Origin of the sequence: Polaromonas sp. AER18D-145 (genome assembly GCF_002379095.1) — a bacterium.
In the GTDB taxonomy this organism is placed as follows: domain Bacteria; phylum Pseudomonadota; class Gammaproteobacteria; order Burkholderiales; family Burkholderiaceae_C; genus Polaromonas.
In genome coordinates, this window is the sequence record NZ_NBZV01000018.1 from 23,035 (window position 1) to 40,899 (window position 17,865).

General features: G+C 58.3%; 14 protein-coding genes and 1 pseudogene. 3 read left to right on the forward strand and 12 right to left on the reverse strand.

Annotated elements, in window-relative coordinates; genetic code table 11:
* Positions 1 to 3: 3 nt before the first annotated feature.
* The 4 genes from B7G52_RS10980 to B7G52_RS10995 form a co-directional block, all read right to left on the reverse strand.
* A complete protein-coding gene (locus B7G52_RS10980) occupies positions 4 to 414 on the reverse strand; it encodes a polymer-forming cytoskeletal protein (protein WP_096697686.1) in 411 nt (136 codons plus the stop codon).
* A gap of 2 nt (positions 415 to 416) precedes the next feature.
* Positions 417 to 1,358, reverse strand: a complete 942-nt coding sequence (locus B7G52_RS10985) for a hypothetical protein (RefSeq protein WP_170954746.1) — start codon at positions 1,356 to 1,358, stop codon at positions 417 to 419.
* A gap of 45 nt (positions 1,359 to 1,403) precedes the next feature.
* Complete coding sequence (locus B7G52_RS10990; RefSeq protein WP_096697647.1) at positions 1,404 to 2,432, reverse strand: hypothetical protein; 1,029 nt, start codon at positions 2,430 to 2,432, stop codon at positions 1,404 to 1,406.
* Between the two features lie 77 nt (positions 2,433 to 2,509).
* Positions 2,510 to 3,523, reverse strand: coding sequence for a hypothetical protein (locus B7G52_RS10995; protein WP_096670115.1), 1,014 nt, complete (start codon positions 3,521 to 3,523; stop codon positions 2,510 to 2,512).
* Between the two features lie 191 nt (positions 3,524 to 3,714).
* Between B7G52_RS10995 and B7G52_RS11000 the strand changes: the two genes are divergently transcribed.
* Positions 3,715 to 4,659: a PD-(D/E)XK nuclease-like domain-containing protein gene (locus B7G52_RS11000; protein ID WP_096670112.1), complete on the forward strand. Its 945-nt coding sequence runs from the start codon at positions 3,715 to 3,717 to the stop codon at positions 4,657 to 4,659.
* A gap of 17 nt (positions 4,660 to 4,676) precedes the next feature.
* Here B7G52_RS11000 and B7G52_RS11005 read toward each other — a convergent pair whose 3' ends face one another.
* The 7 genes from B7G52_RS11005 to B7G52_RS24060 all read right to left on the reverse strand — a co-directional run bounded on the left by B7G52_RS11005 (position 4,677) and on the right by B7G52_RS24060 (position 14,117).
* Positions 4,677 to 5,438 (reverse strand): metallophosphoesterase, encoded by a 762-nt coding sequence (locus tag B7G52_RS11005; RefSeq protein WP_096697648.1) that lies wholly within the window; start codon positions 5,436 to 5,438, stop codon positions 4,677 to 4,679.
* 121 nt (positions 5,439 to 5,559) lie between these two features.
* A complete protein-coding gene (locus B7G52_RS11010) occupies positions 5,560 to 6,810 on the reverse strand; it encodes a replication initiation protein (RefSeq protein ID WP_240523399.1) in 1,251 nt (416 codons plus the stop codon).
* 1,122 nt (positions 6,811 to 7,932) lie between these two features.
* Positions 7,933 to 8,943, reverse strand: a complete 1,011-nt coding sequence (locus tag B7G52_RS11015) for a chromosome partitioning protein ParB (protein WP_096697650.1) — start codon at positions 8,941 to 8,943, stop codon at positions 7,933 to 7,935.
* On the reverse strand, positions 8,933 to 9,625 hold the full coding sequence (locus B7G52_RS11020; protein WP_096670103.1) for an AAA family ATPase: 693 nt from the start codon (positions 9,623 to 9,625) through the stop codon (positions 8,933 to 8,935). Before B7G52_RS11020 ends, B7G52_RS11015 begins: the two co-directional genes overlap by 11 nt.
* Before the next feature lie 1,248 nt (positions 9,626 to 10,873).
* Positions 10,874 to 13,087: a site-specific integrase gene (locus B7G52_RS11025; protein ID WP_096697651.1), complete on the reverse strand. Its 2,214-nt coding sequence runs from the start codon at positions 13,085 to 13,087 to the stop codon at positions 10,874 to 10,876.
* On the reverse strand, positions 13,084 to 13,386 hold the full coding sequence (locus B7G52_RS11030) for a hypothetical protein (protein ID WP_096697652.1): 303 nt from the start codon (positions 13,384 to 13,386) through the stop codon (positions 13,084 to 13,086). The genes B7G52_RS11025 and B7G52_RS11030 overlap by 4 nt, the downstream gene beginning before the upstream one ends.
* A 5-nt stretch (positions 13,387 to 13,391) precedes the next feature.
* Positions 13,392 to 14,117 carry a YkgJ family cysteine cluster protein gene (locus B7G52_RS24060; RefSeq protein ID WP_240523400.1) on the reverse strand — a complete coding sequence of 242 codons (726 nt, stop codon included), beginning with the start codon at positions 14,115 to 14,117 and terminating at the stop codon, positions 13,392 to 13,394.
* Positions 14,118 to 14,631: 514 nt separating this feature from the next.
* On the opposite strand from B7G52_RS24060, the gene B7G52_RS11040 reads away from it, so the two are divergent.
* Both B7G52_RS11040 and B7G52_RS11045 read left to right on the forward strand, forming a co-directional pair.
* Positions 14,632 to 15,480 carry a hypothetical protein gene (locus tag B7G52_RS11040; RefSeq protein WP_096697653.1) on the forward strand — a complete coding sequence of 283 codons (849 nt, stop codon included), beginning with the start codon at positions 14,632 to 14,634 and terminating at the stop codon, positions 15,478 to 15,480.
* A 563-nt stretch (positions 15,481 to 16,043) separates the two neighbouring features.
* Positions 16,044 to 17,400, forward strand: a pseudogene (locus tag B7G52_RS11045) (IS3 family transposase).
* Positions 17,401 to 17,454: 54 nt separating this feature from the next.
* On the opposite strand, the gene B7G52_RS24065 reads toward B7G52_RS11045, so the two are convergent.
* Positions 17,455 to 17,661 (reverse strand): DUF2889 domain-containing protein, encoded by a 207-nt coding sequence (locus B7G52_RS24065; protein WP_240523401.1) that lies wholly within the window; start codon positions 17,659 to 17,661, stop codon positions 17,455 to 17,457.
* Positions 17,662 to 17,865: the final 204 nt, after the last annotated feature.

Consider the following 17,865-nt stretch of genomic DNA (forward strand, 5'->3'; position numbering starts at 1 on the left):
GCGTCAACCAGCGTCCGCGGACTTTGTTTTGGCGCGCCGTACCGTGCGAATGCGGCCATCGACCTGAGCGCCGTCATAGGTTTTGATTGCGCCGGCGGTAATGTTTGCGCGGGCTTCCAAGGTTTGCGCCATGAAAACAGCGCCACCCGCGATCAGTTCGCTGTGGTCCTTGCCCTCGGCCGGATGGATTTTGCCGAACAGGTAGGCATCGTCTTCGCACGTCACATCACCTGTGATGCTTCCATGCTCCATGAGAACGAGCGGCCCGCCACTTACCAGCACATTGCCGACAATAGTTCCCTCGATGAGAAGTCCGCCTTCGCTTTCCAGTTGCCCGATGAACTTGCTCCCGGGTGCAAGTCGGTTGATGATATTCATCCCAACGGGATCGATAATTATGGTTTCGTCGGTCATGTTCATTCCAGCCTGTATTCTTTTGCGTCCGTTTGGACCTTGCCATTGACTCTGTCGATTGCCTTCAGAACTTCGCCCGTGGGGAGCCTGTCGCCCACGGCAAACTTCTCAGGCAGCCGGGTCTTCACATTCGTAAAAAGAGCGAACTTGCCGTCCTGAGTCAAGGCGACAAGGCCGCTGCTTACGCTGCTAGATCCGCTTGTGGAAGCCTGCGGCTTTGGTAGCTGCCCTAAGGCCGGTGGTGGAGCAGTGGCCTTTTGCTGCGAGACCGCCTCGGGCAGCTTTGCCTTCGCGAATGGAACATCCGCGTCCAAGATCACTGCAGGACGGGCCTTTTCGTCCTTGGCATCCTCCTTTGGCACTACGGCAGGCGCCTGCTTGTGGGATGGGACGACTGGTGCCGCTTGCTGGGTCGGTCGCACGGCGGGCAATGCGGGGGCCTTGGCTGAAGTCACAGTGGGCAGCGGGGCAGACGGTACCTGCACCGGTCCCTTTGCGCCGGGCACTGGTGGCGCAAGCTCACGCGCGCTACTTTCTTCCTCCAACTGGCTATTACCCGGAAGCGGTGCCGATGGCGAGGCGCCTGGCAAGGGGTAAGGCGCATCCACGGACCTGACCGCCACGGGTGTCTCTGCAGGCGCGATGGAAGTCGCTACCGGTATGTCTTCCGCGCTATCGCGCTGCTGGAGGACGAAGCCCAGCGCCGTCCCCAAGAAGATGACTACCGCCGCAACTGGCAGCGCGTATGCGCGCAAGTGCCGGAAGGTACTCGCTCGCCTGGTCGCCGATATTTCGAGAACATCCACAGGCAGGAAGGTGAACTGGCGCGCCTTTTTTATAATGCTTGCGGAATTCTGCCAATGGCCGTCCTTCCAGCGTAGGGTTTTAGACAGGTCGGTTTGCGTGACCGCCTGGCCGACTGGGACACCCATAGCGAGTGTCATTGTCGGGCCCACTACTAGGCGCGTGATGTTTGGGTCGCTCATAGTCTATTGAGTAGGTGTTGATTGTTCCGCTGCCGGTGCGAGTCCAGCCTGCGCAAGGGAGGACGAGATCAAATCGGCGGCTAAGTGGGGCGCAGAACTGCGCGCGTGCCTCTTAGTCAGCGGCGAGGAGACCGACTGGCTCCCCTTCCGCCGCTCCGCCTTGGGGATGGCAACGGGGGCGTAAAAATCTGAAATTTCATTGAAGTCGTCGAATGCCAGCGAGAGCTTGCTGTCGGCATCGCCGTTTTGGAGCTTCTCGTAAATAGCGTCTTGATCGGAAACGAGGCCGCATTCTTTTTCTTCGTCACGTTCTTTCTTCGCCTGTCGCATCACTTCGACTTCCGAGTTCCCATCCAAGGAGAGTTTGAAGACATCGAACGGCTCGAACGAGCTTGCCTCGTTGCTGGCCTGCCAGAGCGAGAGCTTGAGGGGCACATGCCGGAGGCCTCCAAAACGGCTTTCGATGAGCTCCAGCTGGGCACGGAGCGTCTTGTAGGCATTGAACGACGAGGTTCGAACCTCGAAGACGCTGAGCGCGTTCGCCTGCCCTTTGATCTGGACCGGCATCTTGACTTGGCGTCTGCAAGAAACAACCCCGGACTGAGCAAACTCGCAATCCTCCGAGCCGGCGCATGGCGCGTCCACAGTTACAGGCTGATTACCCTCGATAAGTGAGGTGCGCCTTGCATTGCAGCCATCACCGACACAGACCGGCCGACCTTCCCCGTCGAACGCCTGATACTTCACAGTCAATGCGTTGGCTGTTTTGTTGAAAAACATCCGAATCGGCACCTCAACCAACTTCCCTGCGGCCTTGTTCGCAGCCTCGCGTTCAAGCAACATCTTGCCTGCGGGGTGACTGGCCAGGCGCATGCGCTCGCCGTCGATTTCACTAGGAAGGCGAGTATGGTGGCGCGCCAGTATTTCGATCTCGCCCGTGAACTTCGTTTCGGTGGAGGCGGGATCGCTGGTCGTAGCCACGCGAATGAACCCCTCGTTGAACGGGCCAATGCTTAGTGATTTCATGTCCATTTGACTCTCCAGGAAAAGTGCGCCAAGAGCGCGCGTTGCGAATAGTTGGGACTATCTCAACATGAAAGGGGTCGTTGTCAAGCAACCGCTGAGGGTGTTTGCATGGCGAGGTACTGGTCTTTGCTCATGTCAGCTGGCGTTTCCATGTTTGGAGCAATTCCTGCCAGGCCAATGGTGATGTCGTTCAACCCCTGCATGCCAATCTGGTGCATCCGAACCGTGAACTGGGTAAGCCGAACAGCGGAGTCAGCCAAGTGGAGGGTGAACTTCACCACGTCCGACGCGGCGATGGATTGCGAGACGGTCCATCCGAGAACCGGGAACATTGCGTGGAGTTTCATCAGCCAAAGGACGATGCCATCCGTAATAGCGAACTGGACCCGTTCAGGGGCCAGGACTAACGGCTCGCCCTCAAAGTCTCGCGAGCCACCGTGCGGAGCGTAGGGAGCCATTGCCTCGGCCGGCGAGGCTGCTAAGTACAAAGATGAACGGACAACGTCCTTGAGACGCTTGTCCATCAATGAATTCAGTTCCGGTATCTCCGGCCACTCCCCTTGCTTTTGGCAGGCGATAAGGACGAACCCGAGGCGAGGGGCCCGTTCTGGCAGCTCAATGGTCGTTGCGGGGAACTCAGTCGCCTGCCTCGATGACTCCGGAACCAGCCTCTGGAGGTGTTGCCGAATCACGCGAGGGCGCCAGGTGGTTATCCAGTCCATCGGCAGGACTCCCTCGAAGATGACGATCCGGGTCTTTTTCCCGAACCAGTTGTTCAGGGCCGACTTGATAGTGTCCCGCGCCGATTTCCAGACGAGAGGTTCGTTGATGAGTTCGCACTCCGAGGGAACGATAACGGGCATCATGAACAATTCGCAATACACATCGATGTTCCTGTGCCTGTAGTGCAGCCGGCTGATGCTGTTGACCAATTCCTCATGCGCTTCCGCGTTGAGTTGCTGGGCATTCATGATTTTCCAGATCGCAGCCTCATCGGTGCACTTGATGGCAGTCTGGAGCGCAGCCCTCCACGTCTCAGGCAAAAGCTCAGGATTGAAGTCGATTTCAGCGGAGTTAGTCAATTTTTCTGGGGTCATTTTCTTGATTCTTAAAGTAGCGGCTGTCCTTACGTTAAAGCTATCACGCGAAGCGGCACCGTCAACCCCGCTCAACGCACGAATTTTCCGCTTTGTTCCGATATTTGAGGCCTTTCACACCCATCGAGCGTCTTGACAGATGGTGCGTCCGTGGTTTCATAGATCAAGCCCATCAATGGAGCAACCAAGACATGAACAAAGTATTCGACCTCACTTCATCCGCGGCACTGTTTGGCACGACAGACGAGCTGAGTCTCAACGTGACGGCAGGAGCTACCCCCTTCAGCCGCATGTACGCCGACATGACCTCTCATGCGTACCATGCGGACCGCGAGGTTCTGAGCTGCAGCATGCTCAAGCCACTTCTGATTTCGCCGGCGCATTTCCAGGCCAGCCTTCTGAATTTGCATTCATCAAGCAAAGCGAAAGATTTCGGAAGCCTCGTTCATGCGCTCGTGCTGGAGCCTCAACAGGTGGGCAACGAGATTGCTGTCTTTCCTGGACTGGCGGATGCTCGCAACAAGGATTACAAGGCCTTTGAGGCTGCGAATCCGGCACGTCTGGTAATTGACGAACCCACATTTCGCAAGGGCCTTCTCCTTGCTGAAAAAATCAAGTATCGCCGTGTTCGGGGTCGCTTCTTTGGTGATTTTCTCGCCGAGGGGCAGGCGGAGGTGAGCATCTATTTCCAGGAGCCGACGACCGGACTGATGCTCAAGGTTCGGTTCGATCTGTACCACCCGGAGATCAGCTTCGATTTGAAGACCACCCGGCACGCCACCAGCTCAGCGTTCTTGCGCGATGCGAACGACATGGGCTACGACTTCCAGGCGTTCATGTATACCTTCGGGCGCTCCCTTTATGAGGGTTCAGCTAGCGCAAAGCCGTTCGAATTCATTGCTGCTGAAAGTGATGAGCCGCATTCGATCCATGTCATCACCGCCGGCGAGAGCTTCATGAACAATGGCGCCAAGAAGTTCCAGGAGATTCTGTCGGTCTATTCGAGTTGCATGGCAGCCGAGTACTGGCCTGACTCTGGAGGCGATCTGGTCGCGGAGATTGATCACTGGCAGGCGTTCTCACCAAAGAATGACTGGAAGGCTGCATTGGCCACGAATGCCGCTGTACCGACGTAAAGCAAGGTCAACCGGGTTCAAGGCGCGACATCCTTGAACACATCCAGATACTTTTGCCGGAAGTCCCGCTGCGCGTCCAGTTCGCCCGGGACTATCACCTTGGAGATTCCGCTTGCGTCGATGGCTGTGATGCCTCGCAAGCCGACGCCAAAACTCTTGAAGCCCTGCCGGTCCCACCGATCGGAGCTGTCCAGGTTATCGTGATGGTGCCCGTGAACGGCCACTTTGACGCCCATGCTCTGCGCCAGGCTGTCCAGGAGCTCAAAGCCGTTGTTGTGATATCCAGGCGCTTCATGGGTGATGAGGATGTCTGCCGGCATTCCTGACAAACGATCCAGCTCGTCCGGATAAATGGTGGACCAGTGCTTGCACGGCACGCTCCCCTGCCATGGCGTTGCCCGAACATGCTCTTTGCGGTTGCGGAAATTTGGCGGTGTCGGCAGGCTGGGATACCAGACGCTTTCGCGGAAGACCCCTCCCAACCCGGCGATCCGGATACCGTTGGGCAAGGTTACAACCCGCCCATCGACGTTCCTATCTGCCAGCTTGCCGCCCCAGAGGTTGTTCCAGTTAAGTTCGCTGTCCGTATCGTGATTGCCGTGGATGAACCACAGCTTGTCATCAATCGACGCCATCGCTTCGTGCAGCGGCTGCCCGGACTCCATATCGCCAAGCAATATGACAGCTGACGCTCTCAAATCGCCGGCGGCCTGCAGGATGTGGTCGAACTTCCCGTGCGGGTCGCCGCAGAACAGCATGATGTCGGCTGATGTTGGCATAGTTGGGGTGGAACTCGCGATCAATTCTGAGTGAGGCTGGCCAGGTGGCGGCGTAACTCAGGGGCATCGGAAGGCATGAAGCCATCATCGCAGTCCAGCCGTGGAAGGCGGGGGAAACCTTCTAAATCTTGCTTAGAAGGGTCTGCGCATACTCAAGCAGGTCTTCCGCATTTGGCTCGCCCCACAAATCCTTCATTAGCCATTGAAAAAATGCGGCCTCAGAGGGCTTTGTTGCTTTGGTTTTTAGGCGGAGTGCCGGAGTAATTTGTTGCTCGTTGTACTTGGCGATGAGGTCCTGTTGATCATCCGCGTCGAGCACCTTGAAGTAGGCTTCGGCCTTCGCAATTTGGTTGGTGCGATAGAGAGCACTCAAGTTCGGCTTTCCTGAGGACGGTGGTGGTTCCGCGCCCTTCGGCTCTACATCCTCCACAGCTTCGCCGTTTATCGCCCATTTCCGCTGCAGCGCCATTCTGAAATACGCGGGGGGGTTTTCAAGCTTTTCCGACTTTTTACTGGTCTTCCGCTCGTTGGTATATGCGAGCGTTGCCTGGATCACTTTGGGCGAATAGTCCTTCAATAGTCGCTTTGCCTCTGAGGACAGGACGCCAAGTTTCACCATCTGTGCGACCAGGGATGTCTCATTCTCATCGAGACCCGCAGCGTCTGCGTACTGGCGTCCCTTTGCTACCTTGAAGAAGACACCTTCGACAGACTTTCCTGCCTTTGTCTCCCTGAGGACGATATTGATAGCTCCCTCGGCGTTGATCTCGGCTATTGAGGGATTCAGGATCTTTGCCTTGAACACCTTGTATTGCTCGTAGGTTTTGCGAGTAGCCGATTCGCCCAAGACGATGTCGCGAAACTTCTGCCACGGCACCGTCGTAGTTGTTCCAACTTTTTCAAATCGGACGCAGTGTTCATAGATACCGATAGACGCCAGGCGCCTGTACTTTCGAACCACCGTTTCGTCAATCAACGCATAGACATCTGGATTACGAACGTACGGCTTCAGTGGTTCACTCAAGCGAAAGCGGATGGTATCAGCGGTGATCTCCACGTCGGGGTACAGCACTGAGGAGATCCACTTTGCCCTTTTCGCTTCTGGAGCTACTACGTCCCAGGCAAAAACAATTCGCTGCAGGGCTCGCGCAGCGTCCTTGAGGTATTTACGATTCTTTGAATTGAAGCCGATGTCATCGCTCATCTCATCGATGCGAATGGACCAGTATCCATCGGCATCGGGTTCAGTCGAGTTTGCCTTTTTGAGCCAGTTGTTCGACATCTTTCGCTGCACAGCGGTAAGGTCGCCGAGCGGCATACTGTGAACGATCTGAACCGCTTTCCGAAAAGGATCCGGGGATTCCTTTTTCATGAACAGACTGATCTGGTGCTCTGGAGGTGGTGGAGATGTTCCCATGCCGGGGCCTGGCGGAATGTAGATTTCTGATGGTACCTATGTACCGCGATTGAGGCAATTCTTTTCTTGGATTGTTTCTTTGGACGACCTTGTTTGGATGTCACCACCCGTTGTGTATTTATTTAACTAACACTTTAAGAATTTAATACATTTAGGGATCTGAAACCCAGCAGCCATGCGGGTTCCAGCGGGGTATGGTATCTCTCTATGGGGCGGAAGGTCCCCTTTTGTGGGGGAATAAGTAGCCATTTATGGGTGACTGGAACCCTTCTATGGGTCTTCAGGTATGTGGATATGGGGTCAAAGGTACCCATCAATGGGGAATTTCAAAGGTACCGGTTTATGGGGCGTTTTGAAGGTACCTGAATATGGGGCGCTTCATAGGTACTCGTTTATGAGGCTTGCCCAGGCCTCGATCTAATCCCGTGTCCCAAGGTTGAGTTGAAGAGGCAGGCTTCGTTCTGTGCAGGTCCATCTTAGGTATCCGTTTATGGGGAGCGCAAAAGGTACCCGTTTGTGGGGCACGGCCTGGGTACCCATCTATGGGGCGGCGGACCGACCCCTGACGGCTCGGCGGCGGACCTCATTATGTCGGCGTCAGACTCAGGGACGTACTTTTAGGTACCTGTTTATGGGTCAGCATGAAGGTACCCGTTTGTGGGGAATTACCTTCTGCATGGGTCCCTATCCGCGGTGCCCGTCTGAACCTGCTCCCCAAGTATCTGGCGACAGTTAGGCTTGGATTTCCTAAGGTACCCTTCCATGGGGGATTGCTTAAAGTACCGGTTTATGGGGAAACATCAGGTACCCGTCTATGGGGTGAAAGATACCAAAAGGTGGGCTCGCGGCCCGAAAACCAGCTTTAAGGGCGTCTAAGGTACCCGTTTATGGGGCGAATTCGGATCATTCTCAGGTTTTAGGTCACCGAAGCCCCATATCCGGGTACCTTTAGCACATGCGAGGCATTTTTCTAACTGTCTAACGAGCCAAATGGGGGCATGATGCTTCGCTTTTTGGGCCTTTGTTGGTGAGTGGACGCCCACACCGATAGTTGGTTTCCCGGGTACCTTTGCGCGCTTAGATGCTCAGTTGGCCAGCGAGCATCTGCTCGATAAGTGCCTTGAGCTCTTCCACTTTGGGCTCTGGTAGCCCTTTGAACACCAGCTCCACTTGGCCGCGCGATGGGACAACCTTCAAGGACCCCTTGCTCTCCCCATACTTGACGGGATGGGCTTCACCTCGAAGTCGTGATTTCGGACCGCTGAGCTTCGAAGCGATAAGGGTGCTCACCTGGTGCCGGCTCAAGTCAAGCTTTGCCGTCTCTTCAATGACGTCCTCGGCCATGTACTCAGCCTTCTCGGGCGCTTCTTTGAATTGGTCGGCCGCGAAGACATTGCTGATCTCATACGCGATTGTGAGAGCGCGAGTTTGGGGATGGTCACTCATCATCCGAAGCAACCTCTCGGGGATGCGATTCAGCCCCATCGTCTTCGAAACCGTGGCCTTAGATATACCGAGGCTCTGGGCAAGCGCGTCCTGATCCGCATAGACGCCTTTGGCCAGCAAGTCCTTCCACCGAACGGCATCGTCCAGCGCAGTTTGCGCGCTGCGCTCAAGGTTGATACGCCGCGACATTTCATACTCAGCGGCGTCATCAACGGGCGTGGGAACGATTTCAACTTCCAGGGTGCCCAGACCCCCGATGGTGGCTCCCTGGAAGCGTTTCACGCCATCGATCAAGAACACTCGGCCAGACCTCACGTATCCAAGCCCGGCCAGGTGCTGTCCGTTTGTTCGCAGCGACTTAGACATGTCGTCAAGCTCTTCTGTGCTGTAGAAGATCCGAGCTTGATTTGGGCTTCGCGCAAGGAGAAACAACGGAACCGGGTATTTGCTGCCAACCGCGTACAAAGTCGAAATGTCGGTGTCCGCGGTTGGCAAACTGTGAGCTGCGGGCGCCACTGGCGGCGCAGGAATCGGGGTGGGAGGCCGCACGTCGCTCAGCGCCAAGCTCATTGCCGCTTGGTCCGTGTTGCGGTGGATATGGCCGAGAACTGGCTTGCGTTTTGACTTGGAGTTAGGCGCCATTTTTCTTGCTCCCCTTGTTGAACTTGTTGAATGCTTTAAAAGCTTCATCGACCATCTGGGTGAATTCCGCTTCTGCCTTCTCGCGCTCGCGTGGTGGCATTTCAAAGATGGTTCGCCCCATGCGGTGCGCGTCACGCCAGATCTTCCGGTCGCGGACTAAGGCCTCGAGAATAGGCACGCCTGGGAGGGCCTCCTTAAGCGCTTCGTAGGCATCCGCGCCTTCAGTGGTATTCCAGGCACCGGGAACTGCGTTGATCGAGACAACCAGTGGGATCTTCCCGTTCTTGTGCTTCGAGTCCGCCTTGGCAAAGGCATCAGCCAATTCAAGGGTGGACTCAAGATCGCCCTGCCCCACCCGAGTCGGAGCAATCCACAAGTCGACAATTCGGGTGAGTTCGCTCAGCCGGGCGTAGTCGCGGGCGCCGACGTCAACGACAACGACATCGTACTTCTCGGAGAGCATGCGGATGTGCTCGGTTGGGTCAACAGCTTTGTCGACGATGGTGAAGTTGTGCTGCAACTTGAAATGCGAACGCAACTCCCCCCATTTGCTGGAAGTCTTCTGGGTGTCTGTATCGACCAGGATGACACTGTATCCTTGCTGCGCAAGATAGGCGGAGAGATTCACCGCATAGGTGCTCTTTCCGACCCCTCCTTTTTCGGCTCCAATTTGAACGATCACGGGACTCTCCTATAGGGTTTTAAGGTTGGCGAAATCGCCAGTTTTGGCAAGCATCAGTCGAAGACGTAGCCGACTTCCTCACACTTGGCTTTGCCGATGGTTTCCAGGCACACCGCCTTGTTCTTTGCATCGTGTTCCTTCTTTCGATCTTTGAGGCGTTGTTGAGTGACGCTCTAGTCCTCTGCTGCTGCTTTGGCCGGCGGCGGTTTTTGGCGCGGATTATTCGGAGCATCCGGCAAGTGCTCCTAAAACGATAGCTGCACCGAGGACGTGCCCCAGCAGCGAACTTTGAAAGTTTTTATTCAGATAACAGCCCACAATCGGCTTCTCATTTGGTCTGAAGCTAATTTAACAGCAAAGATAACTCTGTCAAGGGGTAATACTGGCCAAAAGCGAGTTGATGGTGTGAAATTGTTCGCGCGTGTAGCGAGAACCAGTTTCCCCGGTGAAACTGAACTACTGTTGCACGGCGTGCCATGCCGATTTTCCGGTTGTCCAATGCGCGTCTATCGGAATTCGCCTGTCTTTTGCTGCAAGGGGCATACGTGTTATCGCTTATCGAGCTCCGTGTTGACCAATGGTGTTGTCTTGCCTCTTGCCCTCGCCATTAGCTATTGTCGATTGATATTAACCATCGTCGCTTAACTAGCCTATGCGGGGATGCTGCGTCACTTCCAGACCATTTGAATGTGTCGAGTGAATTGCACGCCAGGGGCGGGGCGGGCGAGCGTAGCAACCTATCAGCCTTAGAAAGCTCTAGTGAAACGGCGCCGCAGCTATTCCCCTGATCGGGAGGACGATCTCTGGCTTGCGCAGACAGTTTCCCCGGGGAAACTGCAGAGACGCTCAGTGATATTCAGTTGGATTCCGCCAGGGCAGCGCCAATTAAATGTTGAGGTAATTTCGTTCGACGGGTTTTTAGGAGGATGTGTGGCCACGAGGCCGCTCAGTTTTCCCGAGGAAACTGAGCGGCCTTCACCCCTCGTGCTGCGAATCGCTTGGCGCTAAGGAGTCCGCAGCAATAGCTTTCACGGCTGGGATGCTGGACAAAGCGTCGCGGTCGAGTTCCAGTTTCCCCGGGGAAACTGTGCCGCTGTACCCTATCGCCGGTGATGGATTGGTGCCGGAAAGAAGATTCGCATTCGCTCTTTTGTAGTCGGTACTGAAAAAACGTCGCGAAAATGGCCTCCAGTTTCCCCGGGGAAACTGCGTTGGCACTACCATGGTTCTGAGTCCAGCTTTCGAGTCCTAGTCTCCTAGGGGATTGACTTTACGAGCTGCCTTCACCTGTGCCGAAATATCTTGCTCCACATACTCCGCGGTCGTGGTAATCGATGCATGACCGAGCAGCTGCTGGGCAAGTTTGAGGCCTTCATCGCCGTTGTTCTCGCGCAGGACCTCGTGTGCGTAGGTATGACGAAGCCAATGTGTGCTGAACCTCAGGATGCGAGCCTGCATTTCTGGGCCCCGCTCTTTTCTGGCCATCTGCCGGAAAAACGTCTTCAGGGTTCGATAGAGTCCATTCGTGCTCAGCGCGCCGTTGTCATGGGCCATCGCCGTGTCATCGGTGATGGCGCGCCCACCCGAGCGAACCGGCGCCTCCAGGGCGGCGATGAGGGGAGGGGAGAGATCGAAGGCTGCAATGCGTGCCGCATCTTCTGGCATCAAGGCCCGCCAGTCCGCATGGTGCTCCTCAATCATGTTCATAAGCTTCACGCTAATTGGAACTGCGCGCTTCTTCTTACCCTTTCCTACGACCGTAATAACCCAATCATCGGCGGCCCTGCCATCGACACGCGGGTGGGCAAGGCTGTTCATGTTCGCCGAGGAGATCTCGGCCAAACGCATGCCGGTGGTCAAGGCAAGGTGCAGGATCAGCCGGGTCCGGCGGGCGAGGGCGGCTTTGCGCAGCGTTGCGGACGTGAGGCCGGGGAGGGTGGCCAGCGCTTCGCGCACAAGGTAGAGGTCGTCGGCGTGCAGGCTGCGCGTCACATCCATGGCGTGGCGCTTCATCCCGCCGGCATCGTACTGGATGCTCTCGAAGGGATTGCCCGTCACGTAGGCGTTTTTGTGGAGCGCATTGTACATCTGGTACAACACGCCGAGCGCGTAGTTCTGGCTGCTCGCCTCGAGCTGGCCGCGCCAGGGCCGCCAGCGCGGATCGTGACGCGGGACCCGTGCAGTGGTGGTGTAGCGCCCAGGGATCGCCCTGAGAAACGCCTGGTACTGCTGGGCCAGACTCAAGGTGATCGACGACAGCGGGCACTGTGCTTCGAGCATAGCCCAGATGTAAAACCGTTCGACTTCGCGGCGGTAGGCGTCAAAGGTCCGCTGTTTGCCCGCGGTTAGGTAGCCATTGAGCCAGGCGCCGATGGCCTCGATGTCGGTTGTCGCGCCCAGGTGATTCGGCGTCTGCGTCCTGAAGATGCCGGCCTGGCCGTCCAGGGCAGGCGGCACCAGCAGCAGCTCCAGCGGCGCGATGCCGGAGCGCAGCGCCAGCGCGTTCGGGGCGGGGGACGCGATGCCCGATTCCTGACTGTAGGTGAGCAGGGCGGCGGCGGGCGCGCGCTGCAGCGGCACGATGACTTGGGCCAGGGGAGGGGCCACTTCCCAGTGCGCACCCCAGCGCAACAACGGTCCCAGCGTGTCGGCGTGGTCTTCGAGCCAGCCCTCGATACGTGCCGCGCGGCCCGGGCCCAGTCCCTTGATGTCGCGGTGCCAGTGCCGGCCGGCGACGGAGATCGACTGCACGACACCGGCCATGGTCGTGACACCGCGGCGCGCAAACGCCTTGACGAGCGAAGCGGCCAGCCACAGTTTCGTGCTGTGCTCGGGCTGGGGCAGGGTGGCCAGTTGGGTCTGCAGGGCGTTGATCGCCTTGACCTTGGCGGTGACGCTCAAGGACTGGTCCGCGACTTCGAAGTGGCCGCCGCTGCCGGGCTGAACACCCTGGTCGGCGAGGTAGTCCTTGTAGCGCTCGACTATCTCGTTTTCGTTATACATGTCCTCGGGTTGCGATTCGGTCCACTGCGTATAGGCCAGGTGCGCCTGCGCGACGGCGGCCGGCGCGGCCACGGGTTCGGGGGTAGGGCGTTCCAGGGCCAGCGCCGCCGACTTGGCTTCGGGCTTGTTGGAGGCGCGCGCGGCGGCGAGGATCGCCAGCTGCAGGCGGTCGGCGTGGCTGTTGATCTCCGTGCCGTGCGGAATGATCGGGTTGCCGTCGGCGTCGAAGTGGCGGTTCGCGTAAAACTGCTTGTAGGCCACGGCGGGTTTCATGCCGCTCATGACGCCGCGCACAAACGAAAAGTCCTCCAGCGTGAGCTGGTCCAGGTTCGCCAGCGTGGGCATGCGCCATCCGACGGGTCGGCCGCGCTTGGGCTTGAGGGGAAGGGCGGTTTCGCCGGGGGCCGGCGGCGGCGCCTCCAGCACCACGAAACCCGAGACGGTGGTGCGCGCCGTCATGCGGCGGACCTGGCCGCCGGGCGGTGCATGCTGTCCACCACCGTGTAGGCCCACTTCGAGCCGTAGTCCGCTGAGCCGCGCGCGTAGCGCTCCGCGCTCTTGATTTCGTCCATGCTCAGCATGCGCAGCCCATGGCGCTCGGCCGCCAGCTGCGCTGCCGCGAACACCGCCTGCAGCTCGGCCGCGATCCACACGTCGAGCGCGCGCTCCTTGCGTTTGCCGGCCTCCCGCTGGAACGCGTCATGGATGGACCGGGCCGGTTCCTGGTGGGGACGGAAGGGGTAGTTGTCAACGGGCATGGTTGTCATTCTCTGGGGGGGCGTGTGGGGGCGGCAGGCGCGGGAAACCACTGGCGCAGGTCGGCCGCGCCGAGGTCCTCGCCAGCGATCAGCACCGACACCGCCAGCAGCGCCCGGGTGTCGAGGTAGGGCACCGGGACTTGGTGCCCGGAGGGCAGCAGCTGGCAGAGCAGGGCGTCTTCGTCCATGTTGAGATGGCTGCGGCAGACGGCCGGGCGCTGCGCGTAGATGCTGCAGCGCCCATCCGACAGGAACGGGCAGGGCGAGGCGTAGCCGGCGATGGCGGCAGGTTCGTGATCGGCCAGCGGCACCGGGGCGCGGCCGATGGCCCGGCCCAGGGCGCGCGCCTCGACGGCGCTGACCTTGACCGGGATGTGGCAGCAGTGGCTGCAGCCAGCGCGGCAGGCCGCGTGCGGCGCAAAGGCGCTGGCCAGCGCGTCGGCGGCGCGCCGGTGCCAGGCCACGCGCTGGCCTGCCGTCGGCGCTTTCACGGCGACATCGAGCAGCCCCAGCACGCGGCGGCTGGCCGCCGGCGGCACCTTGGCGCACTGCCGCGCGGCCGTCTGGGCGGCGCTGGCCAGGCGTGCGTTCACAGCGTCGGGAAACTGCGTGGACGGCGCGATGCGCACGCCGTTGCGTAGCCGGTCGAGCGCGCCTTCGAGCGTCAGCGCCGGCGGCGCGTCGGGCGGTGTTGACAGGTCGCTGGCCGAGGGATTCAATGATTGGGTCATTTCACCGGGTCCTGGCCCCGCCGGGGCATGGTGTAGTTTTCCATATGGTGTAGTTTTCTATATGACCCACGCGTCTGTCATGTGCTCGGCCGACGAGCGCCCTGCTGGCGCCCGCGTCGACGGCACGCCGCTGATCCGCACCTGGTGCTGGGCGCCCTGCCGTCCGCGCTCGTTGCCGGGCCGCCCGGCGGCCGGGGTACAGCCCGCCGGCATGCCGGCGCGTGCGCCCACCGGGCGGCTGCGGCGCGGCCAACCAGGGCGAGTTTGGGTCGTGATTTTGGACAGGTCAAAGTCGGTGGCGCAAAAAATTGGTTTCAAATCAAGGACTTAGCCGCAATTCAAATTTGCAAGTGACTTCATTATGGGTTAATTTGCCATCATGTCAATGTTACTTAGCCTGATGAGGGAATTAATTCACTTTACTTTCTTGTAAATGTTTATCCGCGCTATTGACTATAGCCACGCCCCTCCCATATGCTGTGTTCATCAGGAACCGCGTAAAAGGAGCCGCACCATGGCCACAGATCTTCACTTCAAGGCACCGGGCAAGCCCAGTGCCAAGCCGAGCGCCAGCACGGGCGCCTGGGCCCGAACCGGCGCGCCGCTGGGTGCGTCGCGGACGTCCAAGGGCATCGTGGCTGCCGCCGTGGCGGACGACGATGAAGGAATATTTCTTATGCTGGACAGCGGGCGCAACCTTGCCGCTGCCGGCGTCGACATGAACCGGGTCCGCGCGGTCGACCTCGGAAAGATCGTCAATGCCGGCGAAGACGCGGGGCAGATCCTGGGGAGAATCCGCCTGGCCCACATCGAGTTAATGGGGTTTCCCACGGCCGAGGCGATGCGCGACGACAGCGAGTGGTCTAACTTCGCCCTCAGCGCCCTGACCGCGTTACGCGGCCTGGCGCCGGAACAGCTCCACGATGCGGTCAAACTGCTGGAGACGCCGAGCGCCGATGCCGCGGCCGACGAGCTCTATCAGGTGCTGACCGCCAAGGAGATGGCCGATCGCATGAAGCTCACGCCGCCTGTGGTCTACCAACGTGAAACGGCCGGCGAGCTCTTCTCGGTGCTGGAGCCCTACCGCAAGAGCGGGCGGCACTTCCCCGCGTTTCAGCTCCATCCCAAGCTGAACCAGCGCCTGCTCGTGAAGATCATCAAGGCCTTCGTCGATGCCGATGTCAACACCACGCTGCTCTGGAGCTTCCTGCGCACGCCGCAACGAATCTTTGACAAGCTGACGCCGATCGAGATGCTGGTGGGCGGTCTGCCGGCCGCCTTCGAGGGCCTCAAGCTCGAGGAGCGCGCCGAGGCCATCCTCGACGTGGTGGCCGAACATCTCTCGCGCGTGCGGCTCCAATGAGCATCCCCAACTTCATCCGGCGAAATGAAAGTGACAACACTTTGGAAATGAAAGTGTCAACACTCGATCACCTTTCCTTATCCCATGCGGGTTCCGAGCCACCATCACAATCCGTCAATTTCAGAAATTCCGCGTTTCCACAGTTTCTTTGGAGCTTTTCTGTGAAATGAAAGTGCCAACAGGTATCGCCAAGGTTTCGTTTTTTTGATTTCCTGTACGGCGAATCGTAAGCCATCCGGCGAAATGAAGTTGACAACACTTTGGAAATGAAAGTGTCAACACGCAGAGTCAGAGCCAGCATCCATGCGCCCTGCTGCTCGGAAAGAAAATCCGCATAAAACTCACATTGGCCGTTGAGCCGTCATTTTTAGACCAAAATTGTGAAATGAAGTTGTCAACACTGCAGTGACCGCTGCATTAGCTCAAAGCCCAGACTTCGGAGCGTAACTGTGACCTGCCCCCTACCGGCGTACCAGTTGAATTGAGGAAGTCCTGATTGCAAGGTTTGAATCGCCCCGTATTTGAACTGACCCCCAGAAGTTGGACAAACTTCAAAGGGTTTCATGGAAAAGTACAAAACAGAGTTCAAGCTCAAAGTCGTAAAGAGCTTTTTGGCCGGTGACGGCGGGGCGAAGTTGCTGGCGCGTCGTTGGATAGTGCCCGAGGAAAAAATCCGTACCTGGGTGAACCACTACCGCCTGCACGGCATAGACGGTTTGCTACCTAAACGCAGCGCGTACAGTGCGCAATTCAAACTGCAGGTTCTGTCCCATCAGGACCGTGAACAGCTTTCGAGCCGTCAAGTGGCGGCGGTCTATGACATCCGTAATCCCAACCAGGTGGTGGTCTGGCGACGCAATTTCGATGAAGGCGGCGTGGAGGCTTTCTCGAAGGGGGGCAAAGGCGCACCAATATGAAGTCAGAACGACGCAGCTCGGCGCAGCCAAGCACCGTTATCACCGATTCGGCGCAGGCACTGCGTGAAGAGAACGAGCAACTGCGCGCGGAGGTGGCGTACCTAAAAAAATTGCAAGCCTTAATCCGGGCGAAGAGATCGGCTGCGCCGACAAAGCGCGTCTGATCGCCGGGTTAAGGCGTCACCATAAACTGGCGGACCTGCTGCAGGTAGCGGGCCTTGCCCGCAGCACGTTCTACTACCAATGCCAGGCGATACTGCGTAACGAAGAAAAGAGCGACATGGAGGTCAAGATCCGCGCCATCTATGACGAGCACAAGGGCCGCTACGGCTACAGACGAATCGCGGCAACGCTGTGCCGTTCAATGGCAGAGCCCGTCAACCACAAGTGCGTGCAGCGCTTGATGCAAAAGATGGGACTGCGCGCGCTGATTCGGGCGAAGAAGCGCTTCCTGAATGTCCTGGGTTTGAGCGATGTGCACGTGCCCAATGTCCTGCAACGCGACTTCTTCGCGAAGGCTCCGAATCAGAAGTGGGTGACCGATGTCACCGAGTTCAACGTGCACGGGCAGAAGCTCTATCTGTCGGCCTGCATGGACCTCTACAACGGTGAGATCATCGCGTACCGCATGGCCAAGCGGCCCGTGTTTGACCTGGTGTCTGACACGCTTCGAGAAGCCATTGCCCGGTCAGAATGTACCTGTGACCTGATTGTGCATTCGGATCAAGGATGGCATTACAAGATGCAGCCGTACCGAGCGATGCTTGCGCATCATGGCGTCAGGCAAAGCATGAGTCGCAGAGGGAACTGCTTTGACAACGCGGTGATAGAGAGCTTCTTCGGCACCCTCAAGGCCGAGTACTATCATCTTGCTACGCTTGATGGAATCGCGGCACTCGAAGCGGGCGTGCACGATTACATCCGCTACTACAACCACGAGCGCATTAAGCTCGGATTGCAAGGGTTCAGCCCGGTGGAATACCGGCTGAGAAACACCGCCTGATTGGCGGAATCGCAACCGTCCAACTTCTGGGGGTCAGTTCAAAACCGGGGCGATTCAGTATGGCGGTTGTCCTGCGGACGGAGCTGGCAGGCCTGCGAGCTTGCTCTGATGCTCGCGATAGCCAGGAATAGTCTGGTAGGCCACCGTCGCCATGTTGAACAGCAATTCGCGCAAGTGGGTGCAGCCCTTGATTCCACCGAGGTTTTCCTCGATGGTGTGACGCCAGCCCGGCCCCATTGTGCAGCCAACCATTTGCTGCATCGGGTCCTAGGCCTGCAGGCAGGCGTTTTCAGGACATAGGTTTTAACGTCGACTATCTCGGCCTCGATGTCTCAGAGCCCGTCCTCACGCTGATAGCCGCGAAACGTAACCCTGCGCGTGTGCAGATGCTTCCTGGTTTGGGGTGGTGGTAGTGATATTGAATTCTCTGCTGAATAAATAACATCTGGCCGTGCCGGTCTCGCT

Bases quoted from the DNA above. Each gene is read 5' to 3' on its own strand.
- B7G52_RS11000 (WP_096670112.1), top strand. From the start codon at position 3,715: ATGAACAAAGTATTCGACCTCACTTCATCCGCGGCACTGTTTGGCACG.
- B7G52_RS11015 (WP_096697650.1), bottom strand. From the start codon at position 8,943: ATGGCGCCTAACTCCAAGTCAAAACGCAAGCCAGTTCTCGGCCATATC.
- B7G52_RS10985 (WP_170954746.1), bottom strand. From the start codon at position 1,358: ATGACACTCGCTATGGGTGTCCCAGTCGGCCAGGCGGTCACGCAAACC.
- B7G52_RS11030 (WP_096697652.1), bottom strand. From the start codon at position 13,386: ATGCCCGTTGACAACTACCCCTTCCGTCCCCACCAGGAACCGGCCCGG.
- B7G52_RS10995 (WP_096670115.1), bottom strand. From the start codon at position 3,523: ATGACCCCAGAAAAATTGACTAACTCCGCTGAAATCGACTTCAATCCT.
- B7G52_RS11010 (WP_240523399.1), bottom strand. From the start codon at position 6,810: ATGAAAAAGGAATCCCCGGATCCTTTTCGGAAAGCGGTTCAGATCGTT.
- B7G52_RS10980 (WP_096697686.1), bottom strand. From the start codon at position 414: ATGACCGACGAAACCATAATTATCGATCCCGTTGGGATGAATATCATC.
- B7G52_RS24065 (WP_240523401.1), bottom strand. From the start codon at position 17,661: ATGCAGCAAATGGTTGGCTGCACAATGGGGCCGGGCTGGCGTCACACC.
- B7G52_RS11005 (WP_096697648.1), bottom strand. From the start codon at position 5,438: ATGCCAACATCAGCCGACATCATGCTGTTCTGCGGCGACCCGCACGGG.
- B7G52_RS11040 (WP_096697653.1), top strand. From the start codon at position 14,632: ATGGCCACAGATCTTCACTTCAAGGCACCGGGCAAGCCCAGTGCCAAG.
- B7G52_RS24060 (WP_240523400.1), bottom strand. From the start codon at position 14,117: ATGACCCAATCATTGAATCCCTCGGCCAGCGACCTGTCAACACCGCCC.
- B7G52_RS11025 (WP_096697651.1), bottom strand. From the start codon at position 13,087: ATGACGGCGCGCACCACCGTCTCGGGTTTCGTGGTGCTGGAGGCGCCG.
- B7G52_RS10990 (WP_096697647.1), bottom strand. From the start codon at position 2,432: ATGGACATGAAATCACTAAGCATTGGCCCGTTCAACGAGGGGTTCATT.